Origin of the sequence: Chryseobacterium salviniae, assembly GCF_035819015.1 — a bacterium.
Lineage (GTDB): Bacteria > Bacteroidota > Bacteroidia > Flavobacteriales > Weeksellaceae > Chryseobacterium > Chryseobacterium salviniae.
Genome location: NZ_JAYLAA010000050.1, coordinates 30,233 through 55,993, shown reverse-complemented (window position 1 = coordinate 55,993; position 25,761 = coordinate 30,233). Strand labels below are relative to the sequence as shown.

24 protein-coding genes are annotated in these 25,761 nt (G+C 35.7%); 18 read left to right on the top strand and 6 right to left on the bottom strand.

Features of this window, described 5'->3' with window-relative positions; all coding sequences use genetic code 11:
• Positions 1–525 precede the first annotated feature (525 nt).
• From SOP96_RS15410 to SOP96_RS15385, 6 genes are all read left to right on the top strand, one after another.
• The gene (locus SOP96_RS15410) at positions 526–1,317 is read left to right on the top strand and encodes a sensor histidine kinase (RefSeq protein ID WP_326321813.1); all 792 of its coding nucleotides are present in this window, start codon (positions 526–528) and stop codon (positions 1,315–1,317) included.
• Between the two features lie 77 nt (positions 1,318–1,394).
• Entirely contained in the window at positions 1,395–1,769 is a 375-nt protein-coding gene (locus SOP96_RS15405; RefSeq protein ID WP_326321812.1) for a hypothetical protein, read from the top strand.
• A 2-nt stretch (positions 1,770–1,771) separates the two neighbouring features.
• Complete coding sequence (locus SOP96_RS15400) at positions 1,772–2,980, top strand: hypothetical protein (protein WP_326321811.1); 1,209 nt, start codon at positions 1,772–1,774, stop codon at positions 2,978–2,980.
• Between the two features lie 207 nt (positions 2,981–3,187).
• Entirely contained in the window at positions 3,188–4,480 is a 1,293-nt protein-coding gene (eno, locus tag SOP96_RS15395) for a phosphopyruvate hydratase (protein ID WP_066434478.1), read from the top strand.
• Positions 4,481–4,566: 86 nt separating this feature from the next.
• Complete coding sequence (locus tag SOP96_RS15390; protein WP_326321810.1) at positions 4,567–5,853, top strand: citrate synthase; 1,287 nt, start codon at positions 4,567–4,569, stop codon at positions 5,851–5,853.
• A 113-nt stretch (positions 5,854–5,966) separates the two neighbouring features.
• A complete protein-coding gene (locus SOP96_RS15385) occupies positions 5,967–6,401 on the top strand; it encodes a hypothetical protein (RefSeq protein WP_326321809.1) in 435 nt (144 codons plus the stop codon).
• A 69-nt stretch (positions 6,402–6,470) separates the two neighbouring features.
• On the opposite strand, the gene SOP96_RS15380 is transcribed toward SOP96_RS15385, so the two are convergent.
• A complete protein-coding gene (locus SOP96_RS15380) occupies positions 6,471–6,632 on the bottom strand; it encodes a hypothetical protein (protein WP_326321808.1) in 162 nt (53 codons plus the stop codon).
• 281 nt (positions 6,633–6,913) lie between these two features.
• Here SOP96_RS15380 and SOP96_RS15375 point away from each other — a divergent pair, with 281 nt between their 5' ends.
• The 12 genes from SOP96_RS15375 to SOP96_RS15320 all read left to right on the top strand — a co-directional run bounded on the left by SOP96_RS15375 (position 6,914) and on the right by SOP96_RS15320 (position 18,056).
• The gene (locus SOP96_RS15375) at positions 6,914–7,828 is read left to right on the top strand and encodes a dimethylarginine dimethylaminohydrolase family protein (RefSeq protein ID WP_326321807.1); all 915 of its coding nucleotides are present in this window, start codon (positions 6,914–6,916) and stop codon (positions 7,826–7,828) included.
• 173 nt (positions 7,829–8,001) lie between these two features.
• Entirely contained in the window at positions 8,002–8,172 is a 171-nt protein-coding gene (locus SOP96_RS15370) for a four helix bundle protein (RefSeq protein ID WP_326321984.1), read from the top strand.
• 190 nt (positions 8,173–8,362) lie between these two features.
• Complete coding sequence (ctlX, locus tag SOP96_RS15365; RefSeq protein ID WP_326321806.1) at positions 8,363–9,286, top strand: citrulline utilization hydrolase CtlX; 924 nt, start codon at positions 8,363–8,365, stop codon at positions 9,284–9,286.
• 24 nt (positions 9,287–9,310) lie between these two features.
• Positions 9,311–9,670, top strand: coding sequence for an S-adenosylmethionine decarboxylase family protein (locus tag SOP96_RS15360; protein WP_326321805.1), 360 nt, complete (start codon positions 9,311–9,313; stop codon positions 9,668–9,670).
• 2 nt (positions 9,671–9,672) lie between these two features.
• Positions 9,673–11,145 carry a DUF4178 domain-containing protein gene (locus tag SOP96_RS15355; RefSeq protein ID WP_326321804.1) on the top strand — a complete coding sequence of 491 codons (1,473 nt, stop codon included), beginning with the start codon at positions 9,673–9,675 and terminating at the stop codon, positions 11,143–11,145.
• A 1-nt stretch (position 11,146) separates the two neighbouring features.
• A complete protein-coding gene (locus SOP96_RS15350; RefSeq protein ID WP_072883949.1) occupies positions 11,147–11,344 on the top strand; it encodes a hypothetical protein in 198 nt (65 codons plus the stop codon).
• A 12-nt stretch (positions 11,345–11,356) separates the two neighbouring features.
• The gene (locus SOP96_RS15345; protein ID WP_326321803.1) at positions 11,357–11,572 is read left to right on the top strand and encodes a DUF350 domain-containing protein; all 216 of its coding nucleotides are present in this window, start codon (positions 11,357–11,359) and stop codon (positions 11,570–11,572) included.
• Positions 11,565–13,079 carry a polyamine aminopropyltransferase gene (locus SOP96_RS15340; RefSeq protein ID WP_326321802.1) on the top strand — a complete coding sequence of 505 codons (1,515 nt, stop codon included), beginning with the start codon at positions 11,565–11,567 and terminating at the stop codon, positions 13,077–13,079. Before SOP96_RS15345 ends, SOP96_RS15340 begins: the two co-directional genes overlap by 8 nt.
• Positions 13,080–13,136: 57 nt before the next feature.
• On the top strand, positions 13,137–13,475 hold the full coding sequence (locus SOP96_RS15335; protein WP_326321801.1) for a hypothetical protein: 339 nt from the start codon (positions 13,137–13,139) through the stop codon (positions 13,473–13,475).
• 98 nt (positions 13,476–13,573) lie between these two features.
• The gene (locus SOP96_RS15330; RefSeq protein WP_326321800.1) at positions 13,574–15,172 is read left to right on the top strand and encodes an NAD(P)/FAD-dependent oxidoreductase; all 1,599 of its coding nucleotides are present in this window, start codon (positions 13,574–13,576) and stop codon (positions 15,170–15,172) included.
• Between the two features lie 70 nt (positions 15,173–15,242).
• Entirely contained in the window at positions 15,243–16,268 is a 1,026-nt protein-coding gene (locus SOP96_RS15325) for a hypothetical protein (RefSeq protein ID WP_326321799.1), read from the top strand.
• A gap of 30 nt (positions 16,269–16,298) precedes the next feature.
• On the top strand, positions 16,299–18,056 hold the full coding sequence (locus tag SOP96_RS15320; protein WP_326321798.1) for a discoidin domain-containing protein: 1,758 nt from the start codon (positions 16,299–16,301) through the stop codon (positions 18,054–18,056).
• 317 nt (positions 18,057–18,373) lie between these two features.
• Here the strand turns inward: SOP96_RS15320 and SOP96_RS15315 are convergent, their stop codons facing one another.
• The 5 genes from SOP96_RS15315 to recJ all read right to left on the bottom strand — a co-directional run bounded on the left by SOP96_RS15315 (position 18,374) and on the right by recJ (position 25,732).
• The gene (locus SOP96_RS15315) at positions 18,374–19,870 is read right to left on the bottom strand and encodes a hypothetical protein (RefSeq protein WP_326321797.1); all 1,497 of its coding nucleotides are present in this window, start codon (positions 19,868–19,870) and stop codon (positions 18,374–18,376) included.
• A 549-nt stretch (positions 19,871–20,419) separates the two neighbouring features.
• Entirely contained in the window at positions 20,420–22,696 is a 2,277-nt protein-coding gene (locus SOP96_RS15310; RefSeq protein ID WP_326321796.1) for a TonB-dependent receptor domain-containing protein, read from the bottom strand.
• Between the two features lie 315 nt (positions 22,697–23,011).
• Positions 23,012–23,350: a DUF3817 domain-containing protein gene (locus SOP96_RS15305; protein WP_326321795.1), complete on the bottom strand. Its 339-nt coding sequence runs from the start codon at positions 23,348–23,350 to the stop codon at positions 23,012–23,014.
• Positions 23,351–23,431: 81 nt separating this feature from the next.
• Positions 23,432–24,016, bottom strand: coding sequence for a nicotinate (nicotinamide) nucleotide adenylyltransferase (nadD, locus tag SOP96_RS15300; RefSeq protein ID WP_326321794.1), 585 nt, complete (start codon positions 24,014–24,016; stop codon positions 23,432–23,434).
• 3 nt (positions 24,017–24,019) lie between these two features.
• Positions 24,020–25,732 (bottom strand): single-stranded-DNA-specific exonuclease RecJ, encoded by a 1,713-nt coding sequence (recJ, locus tag SOP96_RS15295; protein WP_326321793.1) that lies wholly within the window; start codon positions 25,730–25,732, stop codon positions 24,020–24,022.
• Between the last annotated feature and the right edge of the window lie 29 nt (positions 25,733–25,761).

The window sequence follows — 25,761 nt, the reverse complement described above, 5'->3', positions numbered from 1 at the left end:
CCTTTTATTTGTCTTTTTATTAAGTAATTTTTGTGTTGATTTTTTTTCAGAGATAAATCTTATTGAATCGAAAGCAATTCAATACAATTATTTAAATGTTTTTAATATATCTTTTTTTATATACTTCTACTATAGACAAATAAAGAGTAAATTTTTGGTTGTTTTAATTTCTGTTAGTACCATTATTTGTATATGTTTCACAAGTCATTTTTTCTATTTTGATAAATATAATCTAAGCCTTGCAATTTTATATTGCCTTGCAAATATATCTTATGCACTTTATTGGATCAAAGAAAAATTAAATAATGTATCTGATGATAAAATAACAAATGAACCTCTTTTCTGGATTTCTATCTCATTACTGTTCTGGAGCTGTTTTTTCGTATTCAGAATAATTCCCATGTATCTTTTGGATGAAGAAGATAAGCACTTTTTAAAGCTGTTAAAAGATATACTATCACTGGTAAATATTCTTGTTTACATATTATTTTGTATAGGAATTTCAAAATATAAACATATAAAAAGATGAAATCTTTACCACCTGAAATAAAGCTAACTTATATTGTAGCAATTCTTCTAATCATGCTGCTTGTTATTTTTGTTATCTTTATTGTGATAACCTATAATCGGAAGCAGCTTCTCTTTCTCAAAGAAAAGCAGCTCAAAGAATCCGAATACCAAAATCAGCTTCTTCAGAAAGAACTCGAAAAACAGAAACTCATCGAAAAAGAAAGAGAAAGAATTTCACACGATATGCACGATGATCTCGGAGCAGGAATTTCAGCACTAAAGCTACAGGCAGAATTTTTAAAACAGCGGACCGAAGACGAAGAATTGAAAAGTGATATCGAGGAGTTGCTGAAAACCTCTGAAGAAATGAATATTTCCATGAGAGAAATGCTCTGGAGCCTCAATTCAGGAAATGATACTTTAGGAAGTTTTATCGATTATGCTAAAATATACGCACAGAATTTTCTTAAAAAAACACCTATTCAGCTTATCGTAGAGAATGAAAATGTTGTCTCAGGTAACGTAATTTCAACAGAACAAAGGAGAAATCTTTTTTTGTGCTTAAAAGAAGCTTTGAATAATGCCTACAAGCATAGCAAATCAACCCAGATAAAGTTGTGTTTTCAGCAGAATGATAACAAATTCATCATGAAAATTTCCGACAACGGAATTGGAATTAGCCCTAAAAATGCAGAAGGAAACGGCCTCAGGAATATGAAACGCAGAATGGAAGAACAAAGCGGAAAGTGCGAATTTATAACCGGTAATGGAACGCATGTTATCTTTCAACTCGATTTAACCAGCTGAAAATTACCCATTCGGGTAATGGAATCATTACATTTTTAAAACTAAATTTGATATATCAAAAAATAAAAATTGTAACCATGAAAACTTTTAAAAACTCCAAAAGCTTGAAATTCGATTTAGAATCAGATTATGAGCTCTACCTTGAAATCAACATCTCAACAGCCGGGAATGTAAGTACCAGCGTCTCTCTGGACGAAAATACTTCCTTTAAATATAACGGAAGAGTAAAGGTTGGAACCTACGAACAGTTTAAAAATAAAATAATCATCATCGATCATATATTTTCTTTCAGCGGTATCGATAAAGACAATATCGAAAGTGCCATGCATCAGACACAGATTACCTATAGCCTGGTAACCGTAATAGGGCCTGTAAAACCTTTAAAGAACAAAAAGCCGGAAGATCTTATTGAAGACAAAATAGGAGTGAGTAGAATTATTAAAATCAATTGATCATGAAAAAATGTATATTATTTGCTGCCATATTTCTTTCCGTTATGCTCTATAAAGCACAGAGTGAAGATAAAGAGATAGATCTTAAAGAGCTACAGATCAATACAGCCCCTTCAGCCGTTTTATTGGGAATTTCACCCTCCGAACTGGAAACCCCGAAATCTAAAAAAGCTTTAGTCTTCAGTATCATCAACTCATTCAAGGAAAAAGAAGGCATCCCCGGAAGCTATGCATTTGAAGTTACCCCCTTCTGGCTGTTTACTCCTAAGAAAATGACAGCCCTCAAGTATGCCGGGATTAAAGAAGACAGTACACAGAATATATTCAGTGAAGCAAGGAAATTTTCCGTTTCATTAGGGTTTGCAAGAGATCTTGGAATCAGTTCTGACGAAGAGGTAAAGAACCCTGCATTTGCCTTCAGTGTCAGAAGTACTTTGATAAAAATCAGAACTAAAAAGAATAAAGAAGACATTATCGCACAAAACGCCAAAGTGGTCAAAGCATTAGACAACATGCTGGGTGGTTTCTTAAGCGATAAAGAAATTCAGAAAGAAAGATTCAGGCTTGCTGAAAAATGTATGAACGAAAATAATAATGATGAAGGAACCTGCGACAGAATCGTAGAAGAAAAACTAAATCAATTCATCCGTGAAAATAAAGATAAGTACAAAGATTATCAGGATAATAATGTAGATTATTACCGCAATATCATGGAAGCACCGCCTTTGCTGGCTTTGGATCTCGCAGGAGGTTACAGCACCTTTTTCTCAGACAATACATTTTCAAACAACAACTTCGGCAAACTCGGATTTTGGATGACCCTAAATACCGGATTTGATTTCACCACCGAGGAAAAGCCGGATATTGAAAAAAAACTTAATTTCTACGGAATTGCAAGATATATGGAAGACGGAACAATAATGGATGAAAACCAGGAATTTACCAGAACCAGGAATTTTGATGTAGGAGGGAAGGCAGAATTCATTTACAACAGATTCTCCATATCCGGAGAGTGGATTTACAGAAGCAGCAACGCAGAAAATACATTTCGTGCAAGCGGTTTACTCGCATACAAAATTTCAGACAAAGTATATGTAAATGCTTCATTTGGTAAAGATTACGGAGACAGAGATAACCTTATAACCTTCTTAGGACTGAATTGGGGTTTAGATTCCAAAAGGCAAAGCGTATTTGTTGAAGATAAAAAATAATCTGTCATACATTAAAAATGATAAATCTTTTCTGGCATGAATCAGGAAAGATTTTTGTGTAATATAACTTCAAAACAATTATTTAAAAGAATAACAATATTTAAAATTAACTAAAATTTAACTCTGAATAAACGTATAAATTGCCACTTCTCTGCCCTATAAAATTAAAAATTGATTAAATTTGTCTAAACTATAAAAAAACGAACAATGAGTTACATTTCTTACATAGAAGCGAGACAAATTTTAGATTCAAGAGGAAATCCTACAGTTGAAGTAGATGTATTTACAGAAAGCGGCGCCATGGGTCGTGCTGCCGTACCTTCTGGAGCATCTACGGGAGAGCATGAAGCGGTAGAATTGCGTGACGGCGGTTCGGAATATATGGGGAAAGGTGTCCTTAAAGCTGTTGAGAATGTAAGAGAGGTAATCGCACCGGAATTGGTAGGGCTTCCTGTTTATGATCAAAATCTGATCGACCAGATCATGATTGATCTTGACGGAACAAACAATAAAGGAAACCTGGGTGCCAATGCTATCCTGGGAGTTTCTTTAGCGGCTGCTAAAGCGGCTGCGGCAGAGCTGAAAATGCCTTTATACAAATATGTAGGCGGTGTAAATGCCAATACGCTGCCAGTTCCGATGATGAACGTTATCAATGGTGGTTCTCATTCAGATGCCCCTATTGCTTTCCAGGAATTTATGATCATGCCGGTGAAAGCAGATTCTTTCTCCCATGCATTAAGAAAAGGAACTGAAATTTTCCACAACCTTAAATCAATACTTCATTCAAGAGGTCTTTCCACTGCAGTAGGTGATGAAGGTGGTTTCGCACCAACATTCTCAGGAACTGAAGACGCTCTTGATACTTTACTTCAGGCTATCGAAAAAGCAGGATACAAGCCTGGTGACGACATCATGTTGGCGCTTGACTGTGCTGCTTCAGAATTCTATAAAGACGGAATCTACGATTACAGAAAATTCCAGACTCCGGATGCCGCTCAATTCTCAAGCAGTGAGCAGGTTTCTTACCTTGCCGAATTAGCAGCAAAATACCCGATCATCTCTATCGAAGACGGGATGCAGGAAAACGACTGGGAAGGATGGAAAATGTTAACCGATAAAATCGGTGACAGAGTACAGCTTGTTGGCGACGATTTATTCGTAACCAACGTTGAAAGATTGTCAAGAGGCGTTAAAGAAGGTATTGCCAACTCAATCTTGGTTAAAGTAAACCAGATCGGTTCTCTTTCTGAAACAATGGCGGCTGTACAAATGGCGCAGAACAACAGATTCACATCCGTAATGTCCCACAGATCAGGAGAAACAGAAGATTCTACCATCGCAGACCTTGCTGTAGCCATGAACTGCGGACAGATCAAAACAGGATCTGCTTCAAGATCTGACAGAATGGCAAAATATAACCAGCTGTTGAGAATTGAGGAAGCTCTTGGTGAAACTGCAGTATTCCCCGGATTGGATGCTTTTAAAATCAAAAGATAATTAATTGAAATTATAAATAACGGCAAGCGAAATTTTTAGTTTGCCGTGTTTTATAATAAATAGTATATTTAGAAAAAAAATAAATAATGTCAGACAACAAAGTAATATTGAATTACGACGGTAATTCGTATGAATATCCAATTGTGGATAGTACTATCGGAGACAGAGGAATCGATATTTCAAAATTAAGAGACCAGACAGGTCTGATTACACTTGATTTAGGGTACAAAAATACCGGGGCTACACTTAGTGACATCACCTACTTAGACGGAGATAAAGGGGAATTATTCTACAGAGGATATCCTATCGAGCAGATTGCCGATAAATCAAATTTCACAGAAGTGATGTACCTTCTGTTACATGGTGAATTACCGAATCAGGATCAGTTCAGTTCTTTCGAAACAAATATTAAAAAATATAACTTCGTAGCAGAGGAAATGAAAAAGCTTATTGATGCTTTCCCTCGCTCTGCTCACCCAATGGGAGTTCTTTCTTCTTTAACTTCTGCTTTAACGGCATTTAATCCAAAATCCGTTAACGTAAACTCTAAAGAAGAAATGGACCATGCTGCGGAACTGCTTATTGCAAAATTCTCTCATCTTTGTGCATGGACATACAGAAAAACGCAGGGCTTGCCAATTAACCACGGAGACAACAGCCTGAATTATGTAGAAAACTTCTACAAAATGACATTCAGAATGCCAAATCAGGAATTCGAAATCGATCCTGTTGTAGTTCAGGCGTTAGATAAATTATTAATCCTTCACGCAGACCACGAGCAAAACTGTTCTACATCTACTGTCAGAATGGTAGGTTCAGCGCATACAGGTCTTTTCGCTTCTATTTCCGCCGGGGTTTCCGCTCTTTGGGGGCCGCTTCACGGTGGGGCAAACCAGGCCGTAATCGAAATGCTTGAACTTATTGAAAAAGATGGTGGCGACGTAAACAAGTGGGTTGAAAAAGCTAAAGATAAAAATGACAGCTTCCGTTTAATGGGCTTCGGACACAGAGTCTACAAAAACTTTGATCCAAGAGCGAAAATCATTAAAAAAGCGGCAGATGATATTCTTAACGCATTGGGAATCCAGGATAAAGCTTTAGACATCGCTATGCAATTAGAAAAAGTTGCTTTGGAAGACGAGTACTTCGTAGAAAGAAAATTATATCCGAATGTAGATTTCTATTCAGGAATCATTTACAGAGCATTGGGAATTCCTACAGAAATGTTCACGGTAATGTTTGCTCTGGGAAGACTTCCGGGGTGGATTTCTCAGTGGAAAGAAATGAGATTGAAAGGAGATCCTATCGGAAGACCAAGACAAGTATATCAGGGTGCTCAGAAAAGAGATTACATTGATATGGTAAACAGATAATATTTAGTATTATGATAAATTAATCCCAAAGCTTGCTTTGGGATTTTTTATTTCATAGAATTTTTTTAACTTAAAGTATGAAAAATGAGAAATTAAATTCAATAAAGAGGGTAATGAGAATTAATATTGTTCTCTACATAATCTACGGACTGTTCCTCATGGCCGAAACATTTGATTTCCTGGAAATGCTGCATTCCAAGCCGGCAGATTATTCTCCAACCTACAGTCTGGTAAACGTTATTTTTTACCAGATGGAGATGTTTATATGTTTCCTTTGTGCATTTAGCCTGATTATTTTAGTATCAACCAAGCAATCTGTACAAACATTGTTTTACGTCAGTCTTACCCTTTTAATTTTCAGAATAGCAACCGTTTATTACCTATACTTTTACGAAACCGAAGAGAGGTGGGTACCATTTATCTATAAAAGAGCCAATGATTTCAGCATGCTGTTCAGAAGAACTTTAGTTCCGGGGCAGTTGATAGTGAGTGTAATTTCTCTTTGGTATTCAATTAAGCTTTTAAAAACAGAAAAAAAACAGGACTAAAATAAAATTCCATAATCTGTTTATTCATATAAAAAAACCTGCTGTAAAGCAGGTCCTTAATCTTTTCCCTTATGGGCATTGGCATCTGTCACAAGTCCACAAAGTACATGCTCCCGTTTCATAATCAAATTCACAGCAGCGTCTTGCCGCAGAAGCTCCTCCGAAAATGTTTTTTTGTGCTGTTCTTCCGATTTTTTGTGCATTCTTCAGCACAGAGTTTTTGGTTTTCATAATGTATAATTTTGGTGATTAGGTTTTAATAATTTAACTCAATTATTATATCACTAATGTATGAATTTTAATTCAGATTTTATTAAAAAAAATTTTTTAATAAAATATCTGCAAAAATTACTTCAATAAGCAATCCATTATTTTAGTCTATAAAATTACTCAAGTAAAAAACTGCAATAAGAATGTTTTTCAGATTTAAATTGCAGGCTGTGTCTAAAAATGCCTTAAAAGTTTCCCAGATTCAGTCCTTTACTTATATTTGTAATATTGCATAAATCTTTATGAAGCTAAATATAAAAAACGAAACTGGAAGGCTGAAATCAGTGGTTCTGGGACAGCCGAATTCTATGGGAGGTGTTCCTACACTGGAAGAAAGTTACGATGCCAAATCCTATTACTCCATACAAAACAACATTTATCCCAAAGAAGAAGACATCATCAATGAAATGAATGCTTTCGAAGCCGTATTAAAAAAATACGACGTGGAAGTATTGCGTCCAAGCATTATCGAAGATTACAACCAGGTCTTTGCGAGAGATGTTGCTTTTGTTATTGATGATAAAATGATCATTTCTAATGTAATAGCCGACCGAGCAGATGAGCAGGGAGCCTACAGGAACATTTTTGAAAAAGTGGAATGGAGAAAAATTATCAACCTCCCGGAAACAGCGCACATTGAAGGGGGAGATGTAATTGTCTGGGACGATTTCCTGTTTATCGGAACCTGTTTCAGCGAAGATTACAGAAGCTATAAAACAGCAAGAACCAACGAATATGCAATAGAAATTCTCAAAGAATATTTTCCTAAAAAAAGAATTATTGATCTTGAATTAAAGAAAAATGACAAAATTCCTTATGAAGGTATTCTGCATCTCGATTGTACTTTCAACCCGGTGGGTAAAGACAAATGTGTCATTTATAAAGACGGCTTTGTAGATGAAAGCGATTATCGCCTGATTATTGATATTTTCGGGGAAGAAAACTGTTTCCACGTTACGGCAGAAGAAATGTTTGAAATGTTCCCGAATATTTTCTCTATTTCTCCGGAAGTAGTGGTTTCAGACAAAGCATTCACAAGAATGAACAATCACTTCAAAAACGAATGGGGAATGACCGTTGAAGAAATTCCGTACCGCGAGATTTCTAAAATGGGCGGATTGCTAAGGTGTTCTACAATGCCGCTTGTGAGAGAGTAGGAGCGTTTGAGAGTCTGGGGGGTTTTAGAGTATGGGTGTATTTGTTTTTATTTAAAAAGTTTATATTTTTAAATTTAAATACAAATGATTATGCCGACTATAAAATTTCATCAGGATCTGCGGGTGTATCAGAAATCTTTTGATACAGCAATGGAAATCTACCAGCTTTCAAAATTTTCCCTAAAGAAGAACGTTATTCTCTTACAGATCAGATACGAAGGTACTCACGCTCAGTTTCAGCAAATATTAGTGAAGCTTGGGGCAAAAGAAGATATGAGAAATCTTTTATAGCAAAACTTACAGATTCGCAAGGTGAGGCAGGAGAGACTCAAACTTGGCTTTAGCATGTAATTATATAAATGAAGAACAATTTAATAGTTTAAACATTCACTATAATCAAATAATTGGGATGTTGGTCAATATGATGAGTCAGTCACAGAATTAGTGTATATTTTCTTCAACAGATAAAGAATAAAAAGTAACTTTCACTAAAACACTTAGACTCTCAAACTCAACAACCCTCAAACTCAAAGTATGCAGACAACAGATACCGTATTAATGATAGAGCCCATCGCATTCGGATTCAATGCAGAGACGGCCAAAAACAACTACTTTCAGGTAGAACAAAAAGGATTTGACACGCAATTTAAAGCCCTGTCGGAATTTAAAGCTTTCGTTGAAAAATTACGAAGCAAAGGAATTAATGTCATCACCATAAAAGATACATTAGATCCCCACACTCCGGATTCTATTTTCCCCAACAATTGGGTAAGCTTCCATAAAGACGGAAAAGTGGTTTTATACCCGATGTTCGCCTCCAACAGGAGAGTAGAAAGACGTGACGACATCATCGAAACCATCAAAGAACAAGGGTACGAAGTTGCTGAAATAGACGACTGGTCTTTCCCTGAAACGCAAGGCCATTACCTGGAAGGAACGGGAAGCATGATCTTCGATCACGACAATAAAATTGCGTACGGCTCGGTTTCTTTAAGACTGGATGAAAAGCTGTTCAGGGAATTTTGCGAGAAATACGGTTTTACGCCGGTTGTTTTCCATTCATTTCAAACCGTTGGTGAAGAAAGACTTCCGATTTACCATACCAATGTGATGATGTGTGTAGCAGATAAATTTGTAGTAATCTGTCTGGATTGTATTGATGATGAGCTGGAAAGAAGCAAAGTTGCTGAAACTATTAAAAATTCAGGAAAAGAAATTATTGAAATTTCTGAAGAGCAGATGCAGCAGTTTGCCGGAAACATGCTTCAGGTGAATAATAAAGAAGGGCAGAAATTTTTGGTGATGAGTGAAACCGCCTATAAATCTTTGCGTCAGGATCAGATTGATGCAATAGAGAAATATTGCGAAATCATTTATTCAGACTTAAATACCATTGAAGTAAACGGAGGAGGCAGCGCACGTTGCATGCTTGCTGAAGTTTTCTTGCCGAAAAAATAATATATTTGCTGAAAATATATTGAATTGGAATCAATTACCAGCAAAGGCTTACATATTCTTCTGACTTTGGAAACGGAGTCAGAAGCTTTATTATTAGACAGCGGATGCTTTTTGGAATTTACCCGGAATATGCTCTCAACAAAAGACGTTGAAATTGTAGGAGTTACCAGTCATATTTTTGAAAATCAGAGCTTCACCGCTGCTGTCTGCCTTAAAGAATCTCACCTTTGTATTCACACCTGGCCGGAATTCAGGCAGCTTACCTTTGATGTTTTCCTCTGTAATTATTTGCAGGATAATACCACAAAAGTTGAAAAAATTGCCGAAGAAATCATAGAATATTTTAAAGCTAAAACCATTCAGAAACACAAAATTTACAGATAAACATGCATTACATTTGTCCCGTATGTAAAACCGAGAATACAATTGATGCAGACTTTAAAATCGGTGAATATGTCTGCAAATCCTGTTCAAATCTTATTGATATTCCCAAAAATGTTTCCACAAAAGTCGTTAAAAAGCCCATCGAAAATGTAGTTCTGGAAGTCGGGCAGAAAGGAACTATAGACGGTACAGAATATACCGTAACCGGAATCATCATCCGGAAATACGGAAGCACAATTTTCTGGAGGGAATATTACTTAAAAGACAAAAAAGGCGGAAATGCTTTTTTAAGCGAAAGCGACGGGCATTGGGTCTTGCTATATTCCATAGATAAAATGGAAATTAAAAGAAAATCCTGGAATAGTATTATCCTGCAATATGGTACGCTCAATTTAAGGCGGTACGAAACAACGGAATGCCATATTCATGCTGCTGCCGGTTTTTTTGAAGACAGTCTGGACTTCGGACTCTCAACCTATAAAGAATATGTAAATGGGACACAGATGATCTCCGAAGAAAAATCAAAAGACGGAGTTCAATATTTTTTCGGGAAACACATTTCAAGATGCAAAGTTAAAAAAGCATTTAACATTGCTAATCTTCCCAATTATACCGGAATAGGAATTGTTCAGCCTTTTTATGTCAACGTAAAACAGGCGATCAATATAATGGCAGTTTCGGCTTTGATAATCTGCCTGATTCAACTATATGTAGTGGCTACAAGAACAAATGCATCTGTTTTTGAACAGGAAATCTATTTTGCAGATGTGCTTGATAAGGAAATGGTAAGTAAAAGCTTCGAGCTATCAGGAGGTTCCGCACCATTGAAGGTTGAGATTTCTTCTGATGTGAATAATTCTTGGGCAAACGTAGGATTAGGCCTGGTGAATGAAAAAAACAACGAAATTGTATTCGCTTCAAAAGATATCGAAGAATATCATGGTTATGAAGACGGTGAAAGCTGGAGCGAGGGAAGCAAGGATGAATCATTTAATTTTTGTGGCGTTGCTCCCGGAAAATATCATTTTGTAATTTCTGCACAAAGACAGGAACCGGTGCAGACTTCATTGCCGACAACGTATAGATCTCCGGATGGAAATCTGTCTCTCTCAAGAGATGCATATGGAACAATCAGTGTTACCAATAACCTGACCCTGGAAACCACTGCTTTCGGAGATGCAAAACTGATTAGGAAAGATTCTATGAGTGCACTTGGAAAACTGGTTCATCAGACTCTCGGAAAGACAGATATCGATTCTTTATTGAACGCAAATGCTCAGGCAGAAACCATATCTGCAACGCCTGAAAATAAATCCGTGAAAATCAAGGCAGAATGGCTTCCGGTTTCCTTCGGGAATTTTGTATTTGTCCTTTTATTTCTCGTGGCATTAGCTTTGGGGCTGTATTTCGGCAGAAGAGCTTTTGAAAGATCAAAATGGTTCAATAGTTCAAATTCACCTTATACCTATTCATAAGATGGAAAATATACTTCATTACTTAAAAGAAAACTGGATTCTGTGTCTCTGCGGAATGTTTTTTATCGGTTGGTTTACCTATCTTACCTTTGCCGGAAACCAGTTTTGCGACTGCGAAAAAACGGAAACTTACCGCGACGGAACCACAAGAAGATATCACTCTTCGGGAGTGGGCTATTACAGATACTATCACAAATAAAAAATATAAATTATGGATCAGATCAACTTTTTACCGGTTATCAATTCAGTGGTTTATTCCTTCTTAGGAATTGCAATTCTGCTGGTTTGCTATTTAATAATCGAAAAATTAACGCCGGAAAAAACCTGGCACGAAATCGCGCACAATAAAAATACTGCTTTGGCTATAATTTTCGGAGCTTTCATCATCGGGATTTCAATTATCATAAGCGCAGCGATTCATGGATAAAAAGAGGATTCCTCTTGAACTGCTGCTCATGTTTTCGGTGTTTGTCATCGCAACCTGCGGACTGATCTACGAATTGGTGGCGGGAGCTTTGGCGAGCTATCTTTTGGGCGATTCCGTGAAACAGTTTTCCTTCATCATCGGCGTGTATCTTTTCTCGATGGGAGTGGGATCGTATTTTGCTAAATTCATTAAAGGAAATTTAATTGATAAATTCATAGAAATTGAAATTCTGGTCGGGATCATCGGCGGAATCAGCTCTGTGGTTTTATTTATTCTGTTCAATACTCTGGCTCATTTTGAAGCCGTGCTGTATCTTTTTGTGTTTTTTACTGGCTGTCTAGTCGGCGTGGAAATTCCGCTTTTAATGAATATCTTAAAAGACAGGGTTCAGTTTAAAGATTTGGTATCCAATGTTTTCGCTTTCGATTATATCGGAGCATTGCTGGCTTCCATTTTATTTCCATTGGTTTTGATTCCGCAATTAGGAATTGTAAAAACACCTTTGTTTTTTGGCTTAATTAATATTTCGATATCGATATTTTTATGTTTCTATCTGAAAAATGAACTTTCAAAACCGGTTTCGTTAAAAATAAAATCGATTGGTGCTTTCGTTTTATTGGTTGTTCTTTTTATTTTTTCGGACAGAATTTTATCATTTTCAGAAGAAAAATTATACGGCGAAAATGTAGTGTACACCAAAAGCTCACCCTATCAAAGAATCGTTCTCACCAGAAACAATAGGGAATTCAGATTATATTTAAATAACAATCTGCAGTTTTCTTCAGTAGACGAGTACCGTTATCACGAAGCATTGGTCCATCCTGGGATGTCGATGGCTAAAAGAATCGATCATGTTTTAATTCTCGGCGGTGGAGACGGTTTCGCAGTTCGTGAAGTGTTGAAATACAAAGAAGTAAAAGACATCACTTTGGTGGATTTGGATGGTGAAATGACAAATTTTTTCAGGAATAATGAGACCATGCGTCAATTAAACCAAAGTTCCTTATCCAGTCCAAAACTGAAAGTAATCAATAAAGATGCTTTTATCTGGGTAAAAGAAAATTCAAAAAAATACGATGTCATCATCATCGATTTTCCGGATCCGTCCAATTACAGTTTAGGAAAATTATATTCCTTACAGTTTTACCGGGAACTCGAAAAACTCACTACTTTAGATACAAAAATTGTGGTGCAGACTACTTCTCCCTATTTTGCTCCAAAATCTTTCTGGTGTATTGAGAAAACAATTAATCAGGTTTTTCCATTTACTTCCGCGTATCACACGTATGTTCCGTCATTCGGAGAATGGGGATTTTCAATGGCTTCCTTTGAACCGGTCAACAATAAAATTTACCGCAAAATTCCGGATTTGAAATTTTACGATTATAATTTCCGGCCGCTTTCTTATTTTACGAAAGATATGGAAGCTAAAGATATCGAAGTGAATCGATTGGATAACCAGATTTTAGTAAGATATTTTGATGAAGAATGGGGCAAAGTTCAATAAAAAGTGTCAATTATTTATTATATTTGTATCATAAATTGATACTTAAATTGTGAAAATATGATAGCTGAAATCGAAAAATATATAGAAATCCAGAACAACATCGATCAGATTCTGAAAGATTCACCATTTAAAATTTCTTACATCATTGAAAAAACCGGAATAAAAAAACCTACCTTTTTCAAAAAGATGAAAGAAAAGAGATTTACTTCCGAAGAATTGCTTTCCATTGCCAAAGTAATGGAGCCTGTTTATAGAGACGAAACCCATGAAGAGATTCTTGAGTCTTTAAAAAGGGCTGAAGAAGATATTGAAAATGGCAGAACAATTTCTCATCAGGAATTAATGAAGCAGGCTCGAGCAAGATTAGAACAGAGAAAGAATGAGGGTAGAATATAGTGATCTTTCCAAAAAGGATTTCAAAAAAATATCTCTTCGATCATTTTAGAATTCTGGTTTCAGAAAAATTTTGGATAAATATGAAAAAGCGATAAATCTTGCCAACTCAACCCACTCAATTTTCCAGAAAAGATTTCCTTAAAACCCTGTTTCTGGGTAGTTTTATGATTCCTTTTTTACACTATTGCAGTAAAAAAGGCAAATCGCTATTACTAAAAATCACCGGAACCAATCATATTTTAGGTCACAAACTCTGGGCGAAAGATTTTCCTAAACCTACAGAAGAAATTCGCACAAAATATCTTATTGTCGGCGGAGGAATTTCAGGACTTTCGGCGTGTAGATTTTTCAGTCAGAATCAGGAAAACAATTATCTGTTGCTTGAAATGGAAAACCATCTGGGCGGAAACTCTTCCAACAGACAGAATAAGTTTTCAAAATTTCCTTTGGGAGCACATTATTTGCCATTGCCAAATAAAGAGAACACTGAAATCATCCAATTTCTGAAAGAATGCAAAATTTACCAGGGAGACAATGAAACCGGCGATCCAATTTTAGACGAATATCAGATGACTTTTCCGCAACAGGAACGGTTATTTTTTAAAAATTCATGGCAAAACGATATCGTTCCGCAAAACGGAATTTCCACAGAAACAAAAGCGGAATTCAACCGGTTTTTTAAAATGATGGACGAGTTTAAAAATAGAAAAGATGAGGAAGGACAATATTGGTTTGCCATTCCGGTTCACGATTCCAGCCGGAATGATGAGGTCTTACAATTGGAAAAAATTATTTTTAAAGACTGGCTGAAACACGAAAATTTTACATCTGAAGAACTACTCTGGCTGTTAGATTATTCCTGTCGCGACGATTACGGTTTGGGAATTGATTACGTGTCGGCTTGGGCGGGAATTCATTATTTCGCCGGAAGAAAAAATAACTGGAGCAAAAAATACAAAGATCAGGTGTTTACCTGGCCGGAAGGAAATGCAAGATTGGCAAAACATTTTTCAAAATATACAAAAGAAAAATCTTTACAGAATCATTTGGTTTTTGATGTTAAAATTAATGATAACGATGTTGAGGTTTTAGGTTTCGACAATATTCAGAAAAAGACAAAAAAGATCATTGCTGAAAAAGTTCTGTTCGCGACTCCGCAATTCGTCAACGAAAGAATTTTCAACAATAAAAAAGCTGAACATTTTAACTATGTTCCGTGGCTTTTAACAACGATTACTTTACAAAACGATTTCGGAGGAGATGAAGAATTGGCTTGGGATAACGTAATTTATGGTTCCGACGGTTTAGGATATATTTACGATCAGCACCAGAATGTAGAGCAAATTATGGGCGAAAAAGTGATTACGTACTACAGAAGTTTTTCCACCAATGACTGTAAAAAAGCAAGAAAAAAATTATACGGACTTAAAGAAAATCAGCTGAAAAACCTTGTTTTGGAAGATTTAAAAAAAGCCCATCCAATGATTGAAGATTTTATTATTGAAATGCAGTTTCACAAAATCGGTCATGCGATGATTGCGCCGGTTCCGAACCAGATTTTTGGAAATTCAGAAAAAGCAAAACAGCCGATTGACGGAAAAGTTTTCTTTGCCCATTCTGATCTTTCGGGAATTTCAATTTTTGAAGAAGCTTTTTATCAGGGATTGAGAACCGCAAAACAGATGCAGCGATCTTAATGAATTGAATATCAAATTGAACCAAACCTAACAGGTTTTTAAAACCTGTTAGGTTTTCCAAAAATAAAACATGAAACAACCCTGGATCCATAACGCAAAAACAGACGGCTGGTTTATTTTATCGCCGCCTTTTATTATTTTGCTGATTATTTTTTTATTTCAGAAACAGATTCAGGGGCTGGAAAATCATTATTCCTTTTACACATGGCTTTTCCTGATCGTTTTCGTGGATGTTGCGCATGTGTATTCAACGTTATTTAAAACGTATTTCGTTAAAGAAGAAGTCAGGCAAAGGAAACTTTTATATTACGGAATTCCTGCATTGAGCTGGATTTTGGGATTGATTTTATACCAGTTCGGAAGTCTTACCTTTTGGTCGGTGTTAGCTCTGATTGCCGTTTTTCATTTTATCAGGCAGCAATATGGTTTCATGAGAATTTATGCCAGATTTGAACCTAATAATTGGGGTAAAAGAATAGACGGAATAGCGGTATATTCTGCCACGATTTTTCCGATGCTGTACTGGTTTAAAACACCCAGAGCTTTTACCTGGTTTGTAGAAAATGAGTTCAGCTGGTTTCAGAATCTTCCGGATTATATTCCTGTCATTAAGATTTTATATTTCGGGATTTTAATGATTTGGATCGTAAAAACCATCTATGAAATTGTTAAAACCAGACAATTTAATATTCCAAAACTTGCCTTAATTTCAGGAACTTATCTTTCCTGGTATTTCGGAATTGTATACTTTAATAACGATTTGGTATTCACATTTATGAATGTGATTTCGCACGGAATTCCCTATGTTGCTTTAATTTACATCAGAGAAATTAAACAAAAGAACAGTCAAGATTCAAACAATTATTCTTTATTCAAATCTACCTTCGGAATATTTTTGTTCATTTTGGTGATTCTTGTCTTTGCACTTTTTGAAGAATTTTTATGGGAAATCTTAATCTGGAACGAACATTTTTCCTTAAACCTTGAGGTTTCCATCAGCTGGTTTCAGTTTTTAGTACCATTATTGGTTGTTCCCCAGCTTACCCATTATTTATTGGATGGTTTTATTTGGAGAAATCCGAAAAAAGTTAACTAATTTTGTTTCCAAAGTTAAAAAAGTATGAAAATGCAGAAGTATCTCTTGTCATTAATGCTTTTGTTGGGACTATTTGGTGTAAAAGCCCAGCAAAAAACATTTTGTAACCCCATCAATATCGACTACGGTTACACTCCGTTCGAAGTTTTTTCAAAACAGGGAAAACACCGTGCTACCGCCGATCCGGTAATTGTCAATTTTAAAAACAAGCTCTTTCTTTTTTCAACCAATCAGGAAGGATACTGGTACAGCGATGATATGCTTGACTGGAAGTTTGTCCACCGGAAATTTTTGAGAGACAGTAAATATACCCACGATCTGAACGCTCCTGCAGTTTGGGCAATGAAAGATACCTTATATGTTTTCGGATCTACTTGGGAACAGGATTTCCCGATCTGGAAAAGTACCAATCCAACCAAAGACGACTGGAAAATTGCCGTTGATACTTTAAAAGTCGGAGCATGGGATCCCGCATTTCATTACGATGAAGATAAAAACAAGCTATACTTGTATTGGGGATCAAGCAACGAATGGCCATTGTTAGGAACCGAAGTAAAAGTAAATACCCTTCAGTCAGAAGGTTTCGTAAAACCAATTGTGAGATTAAAACCGGAAGATCACGGTTGGGAAAGATTCGGGGAATATAACGATAATGTTTTCCTGCAGCCATTTGTAGAAGGTGCCTGGATGACGAAGCACAACGGGAAATATTACATGCAGTACGGTGCTCCGGCAACAGAATTCAGCGGATATTCAGACGGGGTATATGTGAGTAAAAATCCTTTGGAAGGTTTCGAATATCAGCAGCACAATCCGTTTTCTTACAAACCGGGAGGTTTTGCAAGAGGAGCAGGGCACGGTGCTACGTTTGAGGATAATTACAAAAACTGGTGGCATATTTCAACCATCTTTATTTCAACCAAAAATAATTTTGAAAGACGTTTGGGGATCTGGCCTGCCGGATTTGATAAGGATGATGTAATGTACTGCAATACGGCTTACGGAGATTATCCAACCTATCTTCCGCAGTATGCACAGGGAAAAGATTTCTCCAAAGGACTTTTTGCCGGATGGATGCTGTTGAATTACAATAAACCGGTTCAGGTTTCTTCAACATTGGGAGGTTACCATTCCAATTATGCGGTGGATGAAGATATTAAAACGTACTGGAGTGCCAAAACAGGAAATTCCGGAGAGTGGTTTCAGACTGATTTAGGAGAGGTTTCTACCATCAATGCTATTCAGATCAATTACGCTGATCAGGATGTTGAGTTTATGGGGAAAACGCTGGGCAAAATGCATCAGTATAAAATTTACGGCTCGAACGATGGCAAAAAGTGGAATGTGATTGTAGATAAAAGCAAAAACACCAAAGATGTTCCTCATGATTATGTAGAGCTGGAAAAACCTGCCAAAGCAAGATTTCTGAAAATGGAAAATCTGAAAATGCCAACCGGAAAATTTGCATTAAGCGGATTCAGAGTTTTTGGAAAAGGCGCAGGAGCAGTTCCCGGAAAAGTTCAGAGCTTTGTTCCATTGAGATCTGATCCTAAGAAATATGGCGAAAGGAGAAGCATCTGGATGAAGTGGCAGCAGAATTCCGAGGCAGACGGATACGTCATTTATTGGGGAAAATCTCCCGAAAAATTATATGGAAGCATCATGGTGTACGGGAAAAATGAATATTTCTTCACCGGAGCCGACAGAGCCGATGCGTATTATTTCCAGATCGAAGCTTTCAATGCGAATGGAGTTTCAGAAAAGTCGGAAATTTTTAAGTCAGAATAAGAGCCTGTTTAAATATTGCTAAATAAAAGTTTTATAGATTTTCTTAATTTTCTAAATTATATTTAACATTATGAACTTCAGTTAGTTTAACTGATTGTAATTAAGGAATCAATTTATTGATTTCTTAATCATACTTAGTTTGCTGAAATTTTTAACGTTAATTTTAAGACCAAACAAGTTTATTTTAATTCAGAAAATTAAGAAAAAGCTATGAACAATTTATTTAGTAAATTTAAACTGAATTAGTCAATACTCAATCTGACAGTTACAATCAAATTGAATAACTTTAAAACAGATTAAGTATTGACTATTTCACATTATAATTTGTTACTTCGTGGTGCTTTTAGCATTTCTGTTAGCAGATCATTCTCTTTTCTTAAGTAGGATAGTTCTACTTGTAGGCTTCCATATTGCTTTAGATGATTTCGCAACCATTTTTGCTTATCTATTTTATTTCTTTCCGCCATCTCAGAGAGAAGAGAAGCTAAGGTTACCTTTCCTTTCTTTACTAGTTCAACAATCATGTCCCAGTGTATTATATTTATAATAAAAACATGCTCAGGAGGGAGAGGGTTATTTGTCCAATTGTTTATCTTACAAATCTCTTCAATTTTATTATTAAAAACAGGAGCTATATCATAAAGAGATGAAACATAAAAGTCCTTATAAGTAAGGATAATTCCATACACAGGTTGTGTCAGGCTTTTATTTAGTCTAATAATATTAAGCATTTGATGTAAATAAGCCTTAATAATAGAATCTTTAAGCGAATTATAAATTATTTCTTTTTCAGGTTTCACTGAAGCTAAAGCCTTAGGTTCTATTCCTTTACACTCAATCAAAATTTGATTACAAACTACATAATCTATTACTTTTTCTTGTTTTCCATAAGAAACCATGAGATCGTTTTCAGTAATATAATTTACATTACATTCTTTTAGTCCTAACTCAACATACTTTTCAAATCTTTTTCCAAACTCCTCAGTAAATTTAGAATCATAAGCCTTTGAATAGTCATATAAATAATAATTGCAGCTATAATTGAAAAGACTTCTATGTACAATAATATGCTTTTCTTCTTTTTTATATAAAGGAAGCTGAGTAAAAAAAGATACTTCGAAAGGTTGAAAGTCAACATTTTTAATCCCTGTATTATATTTATTTATAGCTACTTTTACATTTTGTTCTGTAAGAGTCATAGTATCAAGAAAATTTCTAAACTGGTTTTTCATATTAAATATATTATCTAGTATGTCAAATAATTCCTCCCCTATGTATCCCTTATAATGTAACCCCTTTTTAATCCTATTTCCTTGTGTAAATAACCATATTAAATTCATTAGAAAAGTAAATTCTAATATGGTTAGTCCCTTTTTATCTTTAAAAGATTTTTCTATATCATACTTGCTTTTAAGAGAACTACCAAATAATTTTAGATGTCTGGCGAAATCACTCCAATGTACCTCTTGTTGTAAATAAAATTGTTGATGACCTATGATCTGAAAAAAGGCATCCCATTTATTCTCTTTGATAATAGGATTGAGAACCTTTCCCTCAAGCTTTTCAACATATTTATGTAAGTTTATGAATTTAGCTTTACTAAGTATTTTTTTTCCTTTCTTGTTATCACCAAATAAAAAGCACCATTTAATTAGCAATAAGCTCTGCCAAATAGGGAGTTTACTTTTATCATTATTAAAATCTTGACTGATATCATCTTGGTTTAAAAGAAAAAATAAATTTTCTATAAGCTGGTTAGAATTATAATTTCTAATTTTTTTGATAATCAATTCTGGACTTACATATGGATTCATGCCTTAAAATTAATAAAACTAATAACACCTGAATAATTTTTTAATAAAGTTATCAAGATATATATTCAAAATTAAATCTTGTATTTTTGGTTATTCCTGGTTTTAGTAACATATAGCTGAACTCTATCCCTTGGAACTTCTTTGCTGTATATTTTGTAATCAGATACATTTTTATCCATCGGTGAAGTGTTGATTTTGCAATTCCATAGCGTAAAGCACTTTCATTACAGACCCCGATTCTAAATAGATTTTAAGCCAATCTTTTCGAGCTTTGACTTGCAGTTGATGTTTATTCATGGATAAAGGGTTTAAACTTTACATCATAAATTTAAGTCATTTTTGTACTGGATCTATTGATACTTTACATTTAAACAGTCTCAAAAAATCTTGTGTTTTGTTCTTTTGAGAACTTTGAATATTCTAATTATCGTGTTACGACTTTCTTTTTCCTTTTTGTTTTGATTCTGAAATTTGTTTAAACAACAAAAAACCCACCGCAAAAACGGTGAGTTACCACAAAAAATAATATATATGAAGAAATGATTGTTGTTATCTGGTTCTGTTTTTAATAGCATCGGAAGCACTTTCGATATCCCGTACTTTTTTCACTTTCTGATTTCCGAAATTGTAGGTAATGCTTACGGTAAGGTTTCTTCTGTACATGTCGTTTTTAATATAATTGTAATTTCCGCTCGACTGAAAATCTTCTATTTCCACCAAATTGGTTCTCAGCACATCATTTACGTTTACGGCAAAAGTCCAGTCGTTCCAGTTTTTCTTAATGCTGAGGTCGAGGCTCATCAGGTCTTTTAAAATTCCAAGCTCAATCTGCTGCTGGTCTACATAGAAGAAATTAACGCCTAAAAACCATGTTTTCTTTTTGTCAAGACGCAGGGTGTTATTGCTGTTAATTACTAAACTGGTAGATTTTCTGTCGTTGATGTAGGTGTCAAAAACCTGTCCGGTTGTAGGATCTGTATTCAATGTTCCGTTGTTGATGTTGTGCTGAACTCCTGCACTGAAATTCAACGTCAGATATTGTTTGAAAAGCGACTTTTGAACGCCCAGCATCGCAGACATTTCCTGCTTGTCACCAAAGTTGGTTCTGATATACGCCAGCTGAACTCTTTTCTGATTGGTTTCCGGATCCATATAGCTTCTCTGCAAAGGAACCTGTGTAATCTGATCTTTAACATAAGTGTGATTCAGGATCAGGAAATACGAATTTTTATACATATACGTTAATTCCTGGTTGTAGGTGGAAGATGCTTTTACAAAAGGATTGTTCTGCGTGTAATTATCCTGTGTAATGATATTCTTCACCGGATTCAGCTCCCAGAAACTTGGTCGTCTCATCCGGCTTGAAAAGGAGTATGAAATATTATTCTTATCATTAATTGCATAATTAAAGCTTACATAAGGCAATAAATTATTGTAATTTCTTTCTATTTTCTGATATTCGGGCTGTTTTGCATTGTCGGATGTCCCTAAGCTGTTGGTGATTTCATATCTTGCTCCAATTTTTCCTGAGAATTTATCCGAGAATTTTTTCTCTAAAGTAAGATAAGCTCCGTAAATATTTTCGTCATAAATAAAATGGTTGGGATCTGTGGTTAGGTGAACCGCTTGTAATTGTCCGGCGTTATTATAGAGGTAATCGTAAGTATAATTTTTAGTATCGTTGTCTGTTTTGGTTTTATTGAAATTTCCCCCAATAGAAGCAGTAAAATCATTTTTAAATTTCTGGATATAATCTACCGTTCCGGAGAAGTTGTTGATGATCTGCGGAATATCCTGAATAATTTTTTTCCCCGTTCGTGAAAATCCGGAAGTGCTTCCCTGAACATCCGAAATCATTGTATTGTTGTCAGAATACTGGAATCTCTTATAATTAAGATAAGCAGCGTTGAGGTTTAATTTGCTTCCCAGAGAATCAAGCTTCAGCTCATAGTTTAAATTAACGGAATTGTTATAATTTCTTGCATTCTCTTTATTCTTCGTTCTTGTATAATCTGTTGAAAGTAAATTATTATTATCATCATATCTTGTGATGGTATTCAAAAGATCGATAGCAGAATCGTAGCTCCTGTTGGCCCATGAATTCCAGGATAATGCTAAATTGCTTTTGTCATTCAGCTGATAATCAACATTTACGTATCCTCCGATGTTTTTATTAGGATCATCGATATCACCTACAGATTCGTTCTGAACATTTCCGGATCTGTTTCTCAGAACATACGTTTGAGGATTGATATTTTCGCCGCCGCTTAAATTAGCATTGATTCCCAGTTTGTCTTTTCTGTAATTTACCGAGAAGCTTGCACTGCTGGAGTTGTATTTATTCTGAGAGTTAGACATTCTCATATTTCCGCTGGTACCGTCGCTCATTTTTTTCTTCAGCACAATGTTGATGATCCCGTCGGAAGATTCAACCTGATATTCACTTCCCGGAACCGTAATCACTTCAATTTTCTGAATGTTTTCTGCCGGGGTATTCTTTAAAAACTGGGTTAAAGATTCCGCATCCATGTTGGTTTTTCTGCCGTTGATATAGATCAGCGCATTGTTTTTTCCTGTAATCTTTAAAGTCTTGTCGTCGGTAGTAGATAAAAGCGGAGTCTGTTTCAACAGATCAAAAGTAGTATTTCCTTTGGCTACAGGGGAAGCTGCTACGTCATACACAAAACGGTCACTTTGTTTTTTGAAAACCTGTTTTGTTAAAGTTATCCCTTCAATACTTTTTGTTTTTACCGTATCCTGTTTTTTTTCCTGTGCGAAAGTCATTCCGCTGAAAAATATGGCTGCAATTAAAATTGTTGTTTTCATGTTTTGATTTTTAGAGAGTTTAATAGCTTGTATTTGTTATTATTTAACATTGCAAAGATATGTAATAAATTAAGTATCTTGCAATACAAAGTACTTAAAATGTTTTTAAAAAGTATTTAACTAATTGATTAACAGGATTAAAAATTTTAGTTAAAATTTAAAATTTATTGACTTTGTTATTGTAAAGACAATTAGAGTGATTGAAATATTACATCAATAAGATAAAATTGAATAAAAAGAAAGATGGTAAATCAGGGATTGATTGTTTATAAATTGAGTTGATACAAAAAAAGGATCTCAAAAGATCCCTGTACATTATTCTCTGTCGAAGCGAGCGAGTTTTTTATCAATCCAGATGGTAGCGAAAGGAAAGAAGGCTGCAATCAGTGAAAAAACACTGTCTTCATCATCCCATGCAAATATTTTTCTGATGGCCGGCAAAAATAAAAGATAAAGCGTAAAAAACAAACCATGAATGCTCCCGATTGTGCTGATGTAAACAATAGGGAAAATATCTTCAGGATCTGTCCGGATCCAGATCATCGCCGAAAAAAGAAAAAACCAGGAAACCGCTTCTGCAAGGCAGATATTCCTAAACCATCTGATGACTTTTTCCTGCGGATATTTTGAAAATAATTTTTCTAAGAAATTCATAAATTTTACATTTCGTTAAATTCAGGACTGATAAAAAACCTCCAGCTTCCATCATCCTGCATCGGCTTTACTGAAGCAAAATTACTTATAAAAACTGCTACCATCCAAATATTCAAAAACTTCGGGAGGAAGCATAGGCCGTACATTTTTCCCGGATTTAATCATATTCCGGATTTCCGTAGCAGAAAGCTCAATAACCGGAGCTTGAATTAAAGAAATGTTTTCATGTTCAAGGTATTCAGAATCTTTCTTTTCTCCTTCAAAAACTCTTGGGTAAACAATGATATGGTATTTTTTTACAAGCAAATCCGCATTTTTCCATTTATGAAGATTTAGCAGGTTGTCTTCGCCCATAATTAAGCTGAAAGAATAATCCGGATATTTTTCATGAAGATAAGTCAGGGTATCAATCGTATAACTTGGCTGCGGGAGCGAAAACTCCACATTGGAAGCTCTCATTTTAGGATAATTTTTCACGGCAAGCTGTACCATATCAAGACGGTTATGATCTTTCAGCAATGATTTTTTTTCTTTGAATGGATTTTGAGGGCTAACCACAAACCAGAGTTCATCCATATCCGTATGCTCCAGGATGTAATTCGCCAGAATCAGATGACCGATATGGATAGGATTGAACGAGCCGAAAAAAAGACCGATTTTCTTCATTTTTTAATCCCTGAATTTCACATCTTTGATATTCAGATAATGGGTCACATTACCTTTCCAGTGATTTTCTTCAAGCGTGAAAGCAAGGTCGAAGCTTTTCGTCCTGAAATCATCGGCAAACTGCCCCAGCTTGAAGCCCAAGCATTCGATATTTCTTCCCGTAGACTCCTGCCTGATATAAAACTTGAGATGATTATTATCCTTTCCCATGGTTTTAATATATCCTGAAACTTTTTGGTTGGTTAAAGCCAGGATCGGCTTCATATTATGCGGCCCGAAAGGAGCCAGCTTTCTGTGGAAATTAATAAACTCCCGGTTAATATCATCAATCTGAATTTCAGAATCTATGGTAATGGAAGGTTCCTTTTGGTGCTCTTTGATTTTTTCCGAAACCACCCTCTCGAATTTTTCCTTAAACGCATCAAACTTAGCTTTTTCCATAGAAAGTCCCGCTGCCGCGTGATGACCTCCAAATTTCAGGAAATATTCAGAACACATATCCAACGCTTCATGAACATCAAAATCTGAAACCGATCTTGCGGAAGCCACCATTTCACCGTTGTTTCCATCGGTAAAAACAAGGGTAGGCTTGTAGTAGGTTTCAATTAATCTTGAAGCTACAATACCAATCACCCCTTTATTCCATTCCGGATGATAAACAATGGTGGTGTATTTTGTTTCCTGCTGAGATTCAATAATTTGATTCAATGCAGAAAGCGTAGAATTCATATCCAATTCGCGTCTTTCATCATTAAGGTCCATGATGTCGCTTACAATCTGATGTGCATGCTTCAGGTTGTCGGAAACCATGAGCTCCACAGCAGCTTTTCCGTGTGAAATTCTTCCGGCAGCATTAATCTTCGGAGCAATTTCAAATACAATATTGGAAATTTCGAAATGAGAAAGCTTGTCTTCAGGAATTAATAATCTTAAGCCTAAATTTCTTGTTTTCCGGAGTATTTTAAGTCCCATTTTAGCCAAAACCCGGTTTTCTCCCGTCATAGAAACGATATCGGCGGCAATGGAGATCGCCAGAAGATCGGTAAGCTCAAAAAGTTCTGCTTCGGGAATTTTATAAATGGTGTTTAATCCCTGACAAAGCTTAAATCCAACTCCGCAGCCGGATAGTTCCTTGAACGGATAGCGGCAGTCGCTTCTTTTAGGATCGAGAACGGCAACGGCATTCGGGATTTCCTCGCCGGGTAAGTGGTGGTCGCAAATGATGAAATCAATGCCTAAATTCTGGGCATAATTGATCATATCGAGCGCCTTAATTCCGCAATCCAGGGCGATAATCAATGAAAAGCCGTTTTCTTTGGCAAAATCAATACCCTCCGTGGAAATTCCGTATCCTTCAGAATTTCTGTCGGGAATATAAAAATCGAGGTATTTTTTCTGAACAATTTTGCTGAGGTAAAGGTACATCAGGGCTACGGCGGTAGTTCCGTCTACGTCGTAATCTCCGTACACCAGTATTTTTTCTCCATTCTCAATGGCCGTAGCAATGCGTTCAACAGCTTTCTGCATATCTGCCATTAAAAATGGATTGTGGATGTCGGTAAGGTTCGGTTTGAAAAACTCTCGGGCCTTTTGATAATTGTCAATTCCTCTAAGAACGAGGAGTTTAGATTCAAAAGTTCCAAAACCAAGAGACGAACTTAATCCATCCACAATTTCTTCATCGGGTTCGGGCTTGTAAATCCATTTTTGACTCATTTCACAAAAATAGGGAAAAAAGTTTAAAA